The sequence below is a fragment of the Sphingomonas faeni genome, assembly GCF_040407495.1.
Taxonomy (GTDB): Bacteria; Pseudomonadota; Alphaproteobacteria; order Sphingomonadales; family Sphingomonadaceae; genus Sphingomonas; species Sphingomonas faeni_D.
In genome coordinates this window covers 979,294-991,356 of sequence record NZ_JAPZPP010000002.1, presented here as the reverse complement: position 1 = coordinate 991,356, position 12,063 = coordinate 979,294, and the positions used below count along the sequence as shown (strand labels likewise).

General features: G+C 65.6%; 13 protein-coding genes. 1 reads left to right on the top strand and 12 read right to left on the bottom strand.

Annotated features, from left to right (window positions below):
• Positions 1-2: 2 nt before the first annotated feature.
• The 9 genes from O6W96_RS09670 to O6W96_RS09630 all read right to left on the bottom strand — a co-directional run bounded on the left by O6W96_RS09670 (position 3) and on the right by O6W96_RS09630 (position 8,794).
• A complete protein-coding gene (locus O6W96_RS09670; protein ID WP_353469314.1) occupies positions 3-797 on the bottom strand; it encodes a DODA-type extradiol aromatic ring-opening family dioxygenase in 795 nt (264 codons plus the stop codon).
• 76 nt (positions 798-873) lie between these two features.
• The gene (locus tag O6W96_RS09665) at positions 874-1,941 is read right to left on the bottom strand and encodes a spore photoproduct lyase family protein (protein WP_353469313.1); all 1,068 of its coding nucleotides are present in this window, start codon (positions 1,939-1,941) and stop codon (positions 874-876) included.
• Between the two features lie 36 nt (positions 1,942-1,977).
• The gene (locus tag O6W96_RS09660) at positions 1,978-2,511 is read right to left on the bottom strand and encodes a response regulator transcription factor (protein ID WP_133029569.1); all 534 of its coding nucleotides are present in this window, start codon (positions 2,509-2,511) and stop codon (positions 1,978-1,980) included.
• Complete coding sequence (locus O6W96_RS09655; RefSeq protein ID WP_056063525.1) at positions 2,508-3,821, bottom strand: ATP-binding protein; 1,314 nt, start codon at positions 3,819-3,821, stop codon at positions 2,508-2,510. The genes O6W96_RS09660 and O6W96_RS09655 overlap by 4 nt, the downstream gene beginning before the upstream one ends.
• On the bottom strand, positions 3,818-4,534 hold the full coding sequence (locus O6W96_RS09650; RefSeq protein WP_353469312.1) for an SURF1 family protein: 717 nt from the start codon (positions 4,532-4,534) through the stop codon (positions 3,818-3,820). The genes O6W96_RS09655 and O6W96_RS09650 overlap by 4 nt, the downstream gene beginning before the upstream one ends.
• Positions 4,534-4,917, bottom strand: coding sequence for a cytochrome o ubiquinol oxidase subunit IV (gene cyoD / locus O6W96_RS09645; protein ID WP_056063531.1), 384 nt, complete (start codon positions 4,915-4,917; stop codon positions 4,534-4,536). The genes O6W96_RS09650 and cyoD overlap by 1 nt, the downstream gene beginning before the upstream one ends.
• Positions 4,914-5,552: a cytochrome o ubiquinol oxidase subunit III gene (gene cyoC, locus O6W96_RS09640; RefSeq protein WP_353469311.1), complete on the bottom strand. Its 639-nt coding sequence runs from the start codon at positions 5,550-5,552 to the stop codon at positions 4,914-4,916. The genes cyoD and cyoC overlap by 4 nt, the downstream gene beginning before the upstream one ends.
• A gap of 4 nt (positions 5,553-5,556) precedes the next feature.
• Positions 5,557-7,557, bottom strand: a complete 2,001-nt coding sequence (cyoB, locus tag O6W96_RS09635; protein WP_353469310.1) for a cytochrome o ubiquinol oxidase subunit I — start codon at positions 7,555-7,557, stop codon at positions 5,557-5,559.
• 10 nt (positions 7,558-7,567) lie between these two features.
• The gene (locus tag O6W96_RS09630) at positions 7,568-8,794 is read right to left on the bottom strand and encodes a ubiquinol oxidase subunit II (protein ID WP_353469309.1); all 1,227 of its coding nucleotides are present in this window, start codon (positions 8,792-8,794) and stop codon (positions 7,568-7,570) included.
• A gap of 213 nt (positions 8,795-9,007) precedes the next feature.
• Here O6W96_RS09630 and O6W96_RS09625 point away from each other — a divergent pair, with 213 nt between their 5' ends.
• Positions 9,008-10,339: an MFS transporter gene (locus O6W96_RS09625; RefSeq protein WP_353469308.1), complete on the top strand. Its 1,332-nt coding sequence runs from the start codon at positions 9,008-9,010 to the stop codon at positions 10,337-10,339.
• A 68-nt stretch (positions 10,340-10,407) separates the two neighbouring features.
• Here the strand turns inward: O6W96_RS09625 and O6W96_RS09620 are convergent, their stop codons facing one another.
• The 3 genes from O6W96_RS09620 to O6W96_RS09610 are packed head-to-tail and all read right to left on the bottom strand — an operon-like array spanning position 10,408 to position 12,049.
• Positions 10,408-11,049 (bottom strand): heme exporter protein CcmB, encoded by a 642-nt coding sequence (locus O6W96_RS09620; protein ID WP_353469307.1) that lies wholly within the window; start codon positions 11,047-11,049, stop codon positions 10,408-10,410.
• A complete protein-coding gene (gene ccmA, locus O6W96_RS09615; RefSeq protein WP_353469306.1) occupies positions 11,046-11,618 on the bottom strand; it encodes a heme ABC exporter ATP-binding protein CcmA in 573 nt (190 codons plus the stop codon). The genes O6W96_RS09620 and ccmA overlap by 4 nt, the downstream gene beginning before the upstream one ends.
• On the bottom strand, positions 11,615-12,049 hold the full coding sequence (locus O6W96_RS09610; protein ID WP_353469305.1) for a metallopeptidase family protein: 435 nt from the start codon (positions 12,047-12,049) through the stop codon (positions 11,615-11,617). The genes ccmA and O6W96_RS09610 overlap by 4 nt, the downstream gene beginning before the upstream one ends.
• Between the last annotated feature and the right edge of the window lie 14 nt (positions 12,050-12,063).

Below are 12,063 nucleotides of genomic sequence, written 5' to 3'. Positions count from 1 at the left end.
CTTTAATTGAAGCGGTAGCCGGAGATTGCGGTTTGCAGCACGCGCTCGTTGTAGACCTGCGCACCGGGCTGATCGGAGGCACCGGCGGCGACCATCAGCGGGAGAAGATGCTCCTCTCGGGGGTGCGAGAGGCGGCCGGCGGGGGCTTCGGCCCAGCCGGCTAGCGCTGCCGCTCGGGCGGTCGGTTCGGACTCGACTGCGGCGGTCAGCCATTGGTCGAAGGCTTCGGACGGTGCGGTGAAACGCGGGTCGCCGTAGCCGCGCATGTTGTGGAAGCTCATGCCCGAGCCGACGACCAGGACGCCTTCGTCGCGTAAGGGGGCGAGTGCGCGGCCGGCGGCGGCGTGCAACGTAGGGTCGAGATCGCGGTCGACCGACATCTCGACGACCGGGATGTCCGCGTCGGGGAACGCGACCTTCATCGGGATGAAGACGCCGTGATCGAGGCCGCGGGTCGGGTCGACATTGGCGGTCAGGCCGGCACCACGGAGCAGGTCGGCGGCGCGGGCCGCCAAGGCGGGATCGCCGGGCGCGTCGTAGCGCAACTCGTAGGTATGCGCGGGGAAGCCGCCGTAATCGTAGATCAGCGGCGGCGTTGGGGCGCCGGTGAACGCGAAGCCGCGCGTTTCCCAGTGGCCGGAGACGACGAGGATCGCCTTGGGCTTTTCGGGTAGCGAGGCGGCGATCGACCGGAGGTACGCGGCCATGCCGGTCCAGTTCCCGGCAGGGTCGTCCATGAAGAAACAGGGCCCGCCACCGTGCGGGATGAAGAGCGTCGGCTGGCGGGTGTTTGTCATGGCTCCGAGGTAGGCGGCGGTGGCGGTGACCGGAAGGCCGCGAATGGCAACGCTGCGTTGCCGGTTGGCGCGGCGATCACGTCCAGTAGAGGATGCGCGCCTGCGGGAGCTTGGCGGCGATCTCATCCTGGAAGAAGCCGCGGAGCGCGCGCATCGTGTCGGCGTCGTAGACGTATTTGACCGAGCCGAACTTGGTGCGCTTCTCGGTGCGGTTGGCCATGCTGAGATCGAGCGACGAGCCGGGGTACCAGGTTTCGAGCACCGCCTTCGATCCCGGCGTGTAGCGGTGGGTGATCAGTTCTATCGTCACGTCGGGCACGTCGGCGAGCACCCTGCCCGCCTCCGCGAGCAACTCGCCATAGGCCTCGCGCCAGCCTTCAGCGGCGATGATCGGGGCGACCGTCAGGCCGATCTTGTAGCCTGCGTCCGCCATTTTCCGCAGCGCGAGAAGGCGGGCTGCGACCGGGCTGGTGCCGCCCTCGAAGCGTGCGTAGGCGGCGGGGTTGATCGAGGCGCGCATGCGGGTGCGGCCGCGGTGGTCTAGAGCCAGCAACGGCTCGACCGCGTCGAACTTGGTGGTGAAGCGCAGTTGCACGTCCGCCTCCCATGCGCCGAAATGCGCGATCAGTGCGGACAGCGATCCGGTGACGTGCTCGATGCCGAGTGGGTCGGTGTAGCAGGATGCCTCGAACGTCGTGCCTTCATGCGCGCGAGCGGTCGAGCGCGACGTAACCGTGCCTTGGCCAAGGTGCGCGGGGAGTTCGGCGAGGATCTCGGGCAGGTTCGCGTAGACGCGCGTGATCGGCGGCCCTTTCAGCGAGCCGGCGAGGTAGCAATAGCCGCAATGCGCGGGGCAACCCTCGGCGAGGTCGATCCGCCAGTCCGCGCTGGGGGCGATCGGCTGGAGCTTGCGCTTCGAGGGTGGTGCGACGACGAGCGCGAGTGTCGCCTTGGCTTCGGCATAGGCACGGCGCGAGTCTTCGGGGAAGTCTAGCTTGAGGCGGTCGCTCGGCAACGTGGTGACCGGCACACCCAGCGCGGTTGCACGCGCGGCAATCTCGACACCGTGCTCCCAGGTCAGCGCGGACGGGGTCGCGAGCAGTCGCTTCGGCTGCCAGAGTCGTGAGGGTTTTGGCGCTGGCATCGAAGGACAACGCGCGCCTCTGCCCAAGCGTTGCGGCTATTTTACCGGGCGTTTCTCGAGCTTTCGCGCGAGCGTGCGGCGGTGCATGCCGAGGCGACGTGCGGTTTCCGAAATGTTGAAGTCGGTTTCGGCGAGCGTGGTGTGGATACGCTCCCATTCGAGTGTCTTGATCGAGGTCGGGCGTTCGGACAATTCGGTGTCGACGCTGCCCTCGGTGCGGTCGAACGCGGCTTCGATGTCGTCGGTGTTCGAGGGTTTGACGAGGTAGTGCGACGCGCCGAGCTTGATCGCCTCGACCGCGGTGGCGATGCTGGCGAAGCCGGTGAGGACGACGACGAGGATCTCGGGGTCGTGTGCGTGGAGCGTCTGGACGCAGACCAAGCCGGACGCGCCGCCCAGCTTGAGGTCGACGACCGCGTAGCGCGGGGTGCGCTCGGCCAGTTGCTCGACGAGTTCCTCGTGGCTGGCGGCTTGCATCACTTCGTAGCCGCGACGTTCGAACGAGCGGCGGAGCGTGCGGGCGAAGGTCTCGTCGTCCTCGACGATCGCCAGAAGTTTGGTGTCCGTCATGACAGGGCGATCGCGGAGAGCGGCATGCGGATCGTGACTTCGGCGCCACCGCCTTCGCAGTTCACCACCGACACGCCGCCGCCGAGCTTGCGCATGACGTTGACCGCGAGGAACAGGCCGAGGCCGTGGCCGGGTTCGCGCTTGCTCGACTGGTAGGGTTTGCCGAAGCTGGCGAGGCGTTCGTCGCTGAAGCCGGGGCCGCGGTCGCGGACGATCAGCGCGAGGTCGCCGTCGGTGCGTTCGCCGCGGAATGCGACCCAGTGCGGCGAGGCTTCGGCGGCGTTGTCGAGCACGTTGGCGATCACCTGTTTCAATGCGGGGTCAGAGACGACCTGCGGATCGTCGCCGACTCGCGTGGTATAGTCGAAATCGACCGACGGGTGCACCGCGCGCCATTCGTCGACGATTCCGTCGAGGAGTTGGTGGAGCGGCATGATCTCGGGCGCTTCGCCGCGCGCTTCGCCGGCGGACAGCAATATGCCGGTGACGATCGCCTTGCAGCGCTGGACCTCGGACTGCATCTCGACGATCTCGGCCTGGAGGTCGGCGTCCTGCGCGAGCGTCGGCATGCGGCGCCAGTCGGCTAGGATCACGGCTATCGATGCGAGCGGCGTGCCGAGTTCGTGCGCGGCGCCGGACGCCAGGAGGCCCATGCGGACGATGTGATCCTCCTCCGCAGCCTGCTGGCGAAGGTCGGCGAGGCGCGTGTCGCGGGCGCGTAGGTTTCCGGTGATGCGGGTCATGAACAGCATCAGCAGCGTCGCGATCAGCATGAAGCAGAGCAGCGAGCCGATCGTGTAGAGCAGGAAATACTCGCCGCTGTAATCGGGGGGCAGGATCAGCGGGCGATAATAGAGCGTGAGCACGCCGAAACAGGCGGCGGTGACCGCGACGATCGCCCAGCTCGACCAGCGATCGAGCAGCACGGCGCCGAGCACGACGTGGAGTAGGTAGAGCGAGATGAACGGGTTGGTCGCGCCGCCCGCGAGATAGAGCTGCGTGGTGAGCAGGCCGACATCGAACAGCAGCGCGAGCAGGAGCTGGATGTTCGCGCCCTTGCGCCAACCGTAGAGCGGCATGCTCGCGAGGTTGAGGCCCACCGCGGCGGCGAGCGCGGCCATCATGGGCACGAGCGGGAGGTCGAAGCCGAGGCCGAAGCGCGCGAACAAGATGGTGACGAACTGGCCAGCGACCGCGATCCAGCGCAGCGTCACCAGCTGGCGCATGTTGGCGTTGCCGGTCGCATCGGTGCGCGCGGTGGCGAGCGCGAGCCAGCGTTGCCAGCCTTGGCGTGCCGCCTCCGAGGTCATGCCGCCTCTTGCCGCTTGCGCGTATCCTGGCGGACGAAGACGACGAACGCGCCGATCGTCATCGCGGCGAGCGCGAACCAGGTCAGCATGTAGACGAGGTGGTTGTTGGGGAAGGCGATGATCGTCAGGCCGCCGACGGGGGCGGCGGTGCCGGACTTGTCCGTGTCAACGAAATAGGGGGCGGCGTTCGACAGGCCGCGCGCCCTGGCGATCGCGGCGACGTCGCGCGAATACCAGTTGCCGGTGGCGGGGTCGTTGTGGCGCAGGAAGCCGCCACCGGGCTCGGTGATGCGGAGATAGCCGGTGATCGTGACCGGGCCGTCGGGCTTGGTATGCGCGACGCGCTGTTCGGGCGAGACGTAGCCGCGGTTGACGAGGACGGTGAAGCCTTGGGCGGTCCGCAAGGGGGTCATGACCCAATAGCCGCTGCCGAGTGCGGTTGCTGCACGGACCAGGGTCTCGCGCGAATTATCGAGGGTGCCGTCGAGCCGGATACGGCGATAGGCGTCGGTGGTGGCGGTAATCCTGCCCCAGGAGCCGGGTCCGGGCGGGGCGACCGGCGCGGCGTGAGAGCGCGCCGCGACCTGTTCGATCAGGTTTAGCTTCCAGGCGCGGCGCTCGACCTGCCAGATGCCGAGCGCCATGAACCCGGCGAACAGCAGCAGCGCGACCAGGCCTGCGACGTAGACGGCAGGGCCCGGTCGCGTCTTCATCACATGTCCGCCGCGGCCTGCATCGGCATCATGTTCGTGTTCATGTGGTACATCACCCAGATCGATCCGCTGAGCGTGATGACGACGAGAATTATCGTGAAGATCAGCGCCATCATCGTCCAGCCGCCCTCCGACTTGCCGCTCATGTGCAGGAAGTAGATCATGTGGACGACGATCTGCGCGACAGCGAAGACCATCACGACGAGCGCGGCAGTCGACGGATCCTTGAACGCGCCGGTCATCACTGCCCAGAACGGGATCGCGGTCAGGATGACCGAGAGGAAGAACCCCTTGAGGTAGCTGCCACGCGTGCCGTGTGCGGCACCGTTGTCATGATCGTGATCGGCGTGCGGATTGTTCGCCGGTGCTTGGGGGTCGCTCATCGCAGGGTGCCCATCAGATAGACGAAGGTGAAGACGCCGATCCAGATGACGTCGAGGAAATGCCAGAACATGCTGAGGCACATCAGGCGGCGCTTGTTGGCAGCGATCAGGCCGTGCTTCTGAACCTGCACCATCAGCGTGACGAGCCAGATCAAGCCCATCGTGACGTGAAGACCGTGGGTGCCAACCAGCGTGAAGAACGACGACAGGAACGCGCTGCGGGTCGGCCCCGCGCCCTCATGGATGAGGTTGGCGAACTCGTACATTTCGATCGACAGAAACGCGAGGCCGAACAGGCCGGTGAAGACCAGCCACATCTGCATGATGCGCTGGCGACCTTCCTCCATCGACAGCATCGCGAAGCCGTAGGTGATCGACGAGAACAGCAGCATCGCGGTATTCACCGCTACCAGCGGCAGCTCGAAGATCTCCTTCGGGCTGGGCCCGCCGGCATAGCTGTTGCCGAGCACGGCATAGGCCGCGAACAGCACCGCGAAGATGAGGCAATCGCTCATCAGGTACATCCAGAAGCCCAGCATCGTGCTGCCGCCGTCGGGATGTTCGTGCTCGTCGATGTCGTAGAACGAGACCTTCTCGGTCTCGTTCAGACCATCCTTCATGGGTATTGCGGACATCGCGTCAGGCTCCCTGGGTCGCGAGCTGGCGGGTGCGCGCGTTCTCGGTGGCGATCACGTCCTCGACCGGGATGTGGAAGTCGCGCTTGTAGTTGAAAGTGTGGAAGATCGTCGTCGCGAAGATGCCGACCAGCGTGAGCCCGGCGAGCCACCAGATGTACCAGATCATCGCGAACCCGAACGCCACGCTGAGGCCGGCGAGCACGACGCCCGTGCCGGTGCCGCTCGGCATGTGGATCGACTTGAAGCCGGTCACAGGCCGCTCGTGCTTGCGATCCTTCATGTCGTACCAGGCGTCCAGGTCGTGGACGATCGGCGTGAACGCGAAGTTGTACTCCGGCGGCGGCGACGAGGTGGCCCACTCCAGCGTGCGACCGTTCCACGGGTCGCCGCTGTGATCGGCCAGCGCCTCGCGGTTGCGGATGCTGACGAAGATCTGGAGCAGGAAGGCACCGATGCCGGCGGCGATCAAGGCTGCACCGAAGGCGGCGATGACGAACCAGATCTGCAGGTTCGGATCGTCGAAATAGCGCATCCGGCGGGTCACGCCCATCAGGCCGAGCACGTAGAGCGGCATGAACGCGAAGTAGAAGCCGACCACCCAGCACCAGAACGATACCGTGCCCCACTTTTTGTCCAGCTTGAAGCCGAACGCCTTCGGGAACCAGTAGTTGATGCCGGCGAACATGCCGAACAGCGTGCCGCCAATGATCACGTTATGGAAATGCGCGACCAGGAACAGCGAGTTGTGCAGGACGAAGTCGGCGGGTGGCACGGCGAGCAGCACGCCGGTCATGCCGCCGATCGTGAAGGTCACCATGAAGGCGATCGTCCACATCATCGGCAGTTCGAACCGGATCCGGCCCTTGTACATCGTGAACAGCCAGTTGAAGATCTTGGCCCCGGTCGGGATCGAGATGATCATCGTGGTGATGCCGAAGAACGAGTTCACGCTCGCGCCCGAGCCCATCGTGAAGAAGTGGTGCAGCCAGACGAGATAGGCGAGGATCGTGATGACGAGCGTCGCATAGACCATCGAGCTGTAGCCGAAGAGGCGCTTACCCGAGAAGGTCGAGGTGACTTCCGAGAAGATGCCGAATGCCGGCAGGACCAGGATGTAGACCTCGGGGTGACCCCAGATCCAGATCAGGTTGACGTACATCATCGGGTTACCGCCCGAGTCGTTCGTGAAGAACGCCGTGCCGATGTAGCGATCGAGCGACAGCATCGCGAGAACCGCGGTCAGCACTGGGAAGGCGGCGACGATCAGGATGTTGGTGCAAAGCGACGTCCAGGTGAAGATCGGCATCTTCATCATGGTCATGCCGGGTGCGCGCATCTTGACGATGGTCGCGACCAGATTGACGCCGGACAACAACGTCCCGATGCCCGCGATCTGCAGTGCCCAGATATAGTAATCGACACCGACGTCGGGCGAATAGGCCAGTCCCGAGAGGGGCGGCATCGCGAGCCAGCCGGTCCGCGCGAACTCACCGATGAACAGCGACATCATGACGATCACGGCACCGGCCGTGGTCATCCAGAAGCTGAAATTGTTGAGGAACGGGAACGACACGTCGCGCGCACCGATCTGGAGCGGGACGACATAGTTCATCAGGCCCGTGACCATCGGCATCGCCACGAAGAAGATCATGATCACGCCGTGTGCCGTGAAGACCTGGTCGTAGTGATGCGCGGTCAGGTATCCTTCGGACCCGTTGAACGCCATCGCCTGCTGCGCGCGCATCATGATGGCGTCAGAGAACCCGCGCAGCAGCATGACGATCGCCAGGATCATGTACATGATCCCGATCTTCTTGTGATCCACGCTCGTGAACCACTCGTTCCAGAGATAGCCCCAGACCTTGAAATAGGTCAGCGCGGCGACGAGCCCGAGCCCACCGATCGCCACCATCGCGAAGGTGGCGACGACGATCGGTTCGTGCAGCGGCAGCGACTCCAGGGTCAGGCGGCCGAAGATAGTCTTCAACAGGGTGTCGTTCATGATGGTTTCTCTAGCCGTTCGCGACGGGGCGCGTGCCCGGCATGGTGGAGGGGGTCAGCATCGTGTGGTTGCGGTTGGACTGCGAGCCGGGGGCGCTGTTGGCGCCGTCCATCTTGATGTCGGCCGGCGCGGTCCAGTGGTTGCCGCTACCCTTTTCGTTCGCGTCCTTCATCAACGCACCTTCGGGATGCCCTGAGTCCTGCGGGCCCTTGCCGCCATTGACCCCAGGCATCGCCATGCCAGCGTGCGAGTCCCCCCCGCCTTTGCCGCCGTGCATCATCTGCGACATGCAGACCTTGCCGGGCTGGACGCACTGTTCGACGACCAGCTTGAACATGTTCGCCTCGACCGCATTGTAATAGCGGACCGGGACCTTCTCGCTCGGCTTCTCCAGCTGGAGATAGCTCGCGCGATTGAGGCCGCCCCCCCGCTGCTTGACCTGGTTGACCCAGGCATCAAAGCCCGCGTCGCTGACGCCGTGGAAGCGAAAGCGCATCCCCGAGAAGCCCGCGCCGCTATAGTTGGACGAGAAGCCCTCGTAGTTGCCGGGCTTGTTGATCACCGCGTTCAGCGTCGTCTGCATGCCGGGCATCGTGTAGATCATGCCGGCGAGCGCCGGGATGTAGAATGCGTTCATTACCGACGACGAGGTCATCGAGAAGCGGATCGGACGATCGACCGGCGCAGCCAGTTCGTTGACCGTGGCGATGCCGTATTCCGGATATATGAAGAGCCACTTCCAATCGAGCGCGACGACCTGGACCTCGAGCGGCTTGCCGGCGCCATTGGCGCCGTTGCCGGCCTGCTGCTTGTCGACCAGGTTGCCGACCGGCACGTTGTTCGCGAGCGTCGGCGTGTCGGGCTTGATTCGGCCGAGCGGGCGATACGGATCGAGCAGATGCGTGCTGGTCCAGGTCAGCGCGCCGAGCGCGATGATGATCAGCAGCGGGATGCCCCAGATCAACAGCTCGAGGCCGACCGAGTGATCCCAGTTGGGCTCGTACTTGGCCGCCTTGTTCGACTGGCGATACCGGAACGCGAAGAACAGCGTCAGGCAGATCACCGGAACGATGATCAGCAGCATCAGCCCGGTCGAGATCAGCACCAGGTCGCGCTGCTGCACTGCGATATCGCCCGAAGGCGACATCACGACCCAGTCGCAGCCGCTGGTGAGCAGCGCAAGCGGCAGCACGACCAGCCATTTTTTCGCGCGGGAAACGGTTTTCTCAACGATCATGCGGATCCCCTACGCCTCGCTTTCGCCGCGCTACAGTGGACAATTTGTCCAATGGGCGCTGCACTGCAACATCGGCATGGCTTTATCGTCACCGGAAGTAGCATAGATCACCCCCGCCTGCATTGGGCGTGGAAGATCGGCGCGGAATATATCTGCCCGCATCCGCCGGAACAGCGTATCATCGGGTTCGCGCCCTGAAGAGCGAGTTGAAGAATGAGTGCAAACACAGTCCCCGAGACGAGCTTCGAAGCCGATGCTCGCAGTATCCACAGCGACGGCGAGCACGTCACGCCGGGCGTGATCGCGATCGGCGTGGTGATCGGCCGCACCTCGGAATTCTTCGACTTCTTCGTGTACGCGATAGCCTCGGTGCTCGTGTTCCCGACGCTGGTCTTCCCGTATGTCGACCGGTTGCAGGGCACGCTCTATTCGTTCGCGGTGTTCGCGCTGGCGTTCATCGCCCGCCCGATCGGTTCAATCATCTTCATCGCGGTCGATCGTGCGTACGGCCGCAGCGTCAAGCTGACGATCTCGCTGTTCCTGCTCGGCACGTCGACGGTCGCGATGGGGTTCATTCCGGGCTATGACCAGGTCGGCAACTGGTCGGTCGCGATCCTTGCGCTTCTCCGCATTGGCCAGGGCGTCGCGCTTGGCGGTGCATGGGACGGTCTTGCCTCGCTGCTGTCGCTCAATTCTCCGGAAAAACACCGCGGCTGGTACGCGATGCTGCCGCAGCTGGGTGCGCCGATCGGTCTGCTGGTCGCCAGCGGCCTGTTCGCGTTCTTCGTGGCCGCGCTGCCGACCGAGGACTTCTTCGCCTGGGGCTGGCGCTATCCGTTCTTCGTGGCGTTCGCGATCAACGTCGTCGCGCTGTTCGCGCGCCTTCGCCTGGTGGTGACGCCCGAGTTCGAAGAAATGTATTCGAAGCGCGAACTGGAGCCGGCGCCGGTCGTCGAGACCGTGCAGTCGCAGTGGAAGGCGATCTGGCTCGGCTCGTTCGTGCCGCTCGCGAGCTTCGCGCTGTTCCACATGGTCACGGTGTTCCCGCTGTCGTGGGTCGTGCTGTTCACGCGTGAATCGGCGGGTCGCTTCCTCGTGGTCGAGGTGATCGGTGCGATCATCGGGATCGGCGCGATGCTGGTGTCGGGGCTGCTCGCAGACCGGTTCGGACGTCGCACGATGCTCGGCACGATCGCAGTGCTTATCGCCCTGTTCGCGATCGCCGCACCGTCGCTCCTCGATGGCGGCGATGTCGGCGAGCGCCTGTTCATGGGCATCGGCTTCCTGTTGTTCGGACTGTCGTTCGGCCAGTCGTCGGGCGCGATCGCGTCGAGCCTGTCGCCCCAGCACCGCTATACGGGTTCGGCGCTGACGACCGATCTCGCCTGGCTGTTCGGTGCGGGCTTTGCTCCGCTGGCGGCGCTGTTGCTGACGAGCAAGCTGGGGCTGGCAGCAAGCGGCGCCTACCTGTTCTCGGGTGCGGTGTTCACGCTGATCGCGCTGGGTCTGAACAAGCAGCTCGCCAAGCGCGATATCGCGCGCTGAGCGGACTGCGGTTTGTCGGGTGAGTGATCGGCGGGGCATCGCTCCACGATCCGCCCGGCGGTTGCTACCTAATCGAGGGCCGCGCGGACCGCTGCAGCGGCGATGAACGGTGCGCCGGCAACCAGCACGAGACTGACCGCGGCGAGGAGCTTGACCGCGCCGGCACCGCTCGCGGGATCCAGCGAGCCTGCACCGAAGATCAGCACGGGAACGGCGAGGGGAAGCATCACCAGCCCCGTCACCGCACCGCCGCCGCGAACGCCCGCAACCAACGCGCTGGTGACGACCGCGAGCGCCGCCAGGCCGGGCGTGCCGATGAGCAGACCGACCTCGACTCGCAGCAAGGTGTCCGCCGACAGGTTGAGCAGGCCGGCAGCGATCACCGCGGCGAGCATCAGCGGCGGGCCGAAGCCAAGCCAGTGCGCGATCGTCTTGGCCACCGCGACCGAGGTCATCGACAGGCCGCGCACCGCGAACTGATCGAAGACGCCGGCCTCCAGATCGGGGCCGATCAGCCGTTCGACCGGGAGCAGGGCCGCCAGCAGCGCCGCGGTCCAGATCACGCCACCCCCGATCCGTGCGAGCAGCGCTGCATCGGGTCCGATCGCGAACGGGAACAACGTGGCGACCAGCAGGAAGAACGCGACGACCAGCGTGGCGCCACCACTCGATACGCTGCGGCGCAGATCGCGGCGGATGAGGGCGATCACAGGCCGATCTCCTGCACGCCCGGCATCGACATTGGCAGGTGCGTGGCGACGAGCGCGATACCGCCGCCGTCCCGGTGTCGGTCGAGCAACGCCTCCAGTCGCGTGACCGAGGCGGTGTCGAGACCATTGGCGGGTTCGTCGAGCAGCCACACCGGGGCATGACTGGCGGCGATCCGGGCGATCGCCGCGCGGCGGCGTTGCCCGGTCGAGAGCAGGCGGACGGGGATATCAGCCAGCGCCTCGAGATCGAGCGCCTGCACCGCATGGGCGACGCGCGCTTCGGGATCGGGGGCGCGATCGAGGCTGGCCCAGAAGCGGAGTGCGGCGAGTAGCGTGCGGTCGGTGTCGAGCGCGCTGGCTTCGGTGAGTAGCGCCGTGTCCGCGTCGCAGGTCACGGCGCCCTCGAACGGCGCAAGCAGCCCGGCGGCAATGCGGATCAGGCTCGACTTGCCGATACCGTTGGGGCCGGTGACGACCGCTGCGTCGCCGGGACCGAGATCGAACGACACGCCCGAGAACAGCATTCGCCCGCCCCGCACGCACGCGACGTCGCGAAACGCGAGGCTCACGTGCCCGTGTCTTCCACGCTATCTTCGAGCGCGTGCATGTCGTCGTCGCTGAGGCCGAAATGATGGCCGATCTCGTGGATGGTGACGTGCGCGACGAGATCGTCGAGGCGGACTCCGCTCTCGATCCATTCCTCCAGGATCGCGCGGCGGTACAGAACGATGCGGTCGGGCATCGGTGCGACGTCCATCGACGATTTCTCGCCGAGCGGGCGGCCATGGTACAGGCCGGACAGGTCCAGCGGATGCTCGAGGCCGAGCGTGGCGAGCGTTTCGTCGTCCGCAAACTCTTCGACCGCGAAGACGATGTCGCCGAGATGCTGGGCGAACTGCGCGGGGAGCCTGGCGATCGTCGCGCGGCAGATCGCCTCGATCATGTCGGCATCGGGGGCTTCCCCGCGGCGCCCATCGTGTATTGCTGCTTGCCCGCTCATGTCGTCAGCCATAG

What these genes read in the sequence shown, in the direction of transcription:
- O6W96_RS09630 (WP_353469309.1), bottom strand. Translation starts at nt 8,794, where the DNA reads ATGATCGTTGAGAAAACCGTTTCCCGCGCGAAAAAATGGCTGGTCGTG.
- O6W96_RS09670 (WP_353469314.1), bottom strand. Translation starts at nt 797, where the DNA reads ATGACAAACACCCGCCAGCCGACGCTCTTCATCCCGCACGGTGGCGGG.
- O6W96_RS09655 (WP_056063525.1), bottom strand. Translation starts at nt 3,821, where the DNA reads ATGACCTCGGAGGCGGCACGCCAAGGCTGGCAACGCTGGCTCGCGCTC.
- O6W96_RS09625 (WP_353469308.1), top strand. Translation starts at nt 9,008, where the DNA reads ATGAGTGCAAACACAGTCCCCGAGACGAGCTTCGAAGCCGATGCTCGC.
- cyoD (WP_056063531.1), bottom strand. Translation starts at nt 4,917, where the DNA reads ATGAGCGACCCCCAAGCACCGGCGAACAATCCGCACGCCGATCACGAT.
- cyoC (WP_353469311.1), bottom strand. Translation starts at nt 5,552, where the DNA reads ATGTCCGCAATACCCATGAAGGATGGTCTGAACGAGACCGAGAAGGTC.
- O6W96_RS09660 (WP_133029569.1), bottom strand. Translation starts at nt 2,511, where the DNA reads ATGACGGACACCAAACTTCTGGCGATCGTCGAGGACGACGAGACCTTC.
- cyoB (WP_353469310.1), bottom strand. Translation starts at nt 7,557, where the DNA reads ATGAACGACACCCTGTTGAAGACTATCTTCGGCCGCCTGACCCTGGAG.
- O6W96_RS09665 (WP_353469313.1), bottom strand. Translation starts at nt 1,941, where the DNA reads ATGCCAGCGCCAAAACCCTCACGACTCTGGCAGCCGAAGCGACTGCTC.
- O6W96_RS09610 (WP_353469305.1), bottom strand. Translation starts at nt 12,049, where the DNA reads ATGAGCGGGCAAGCAGCAATACACGATGGGCGCCGCGGGGAAGCCCCC.
- O6W96_RS09650 (WP_353469312.1), bottom strand. Translation starts at nt 4,534, where the DNA reads ATGAAGACGCGACCGGGCCCTGCCGTCTACGTCGCAGGCCTGGTCGCG.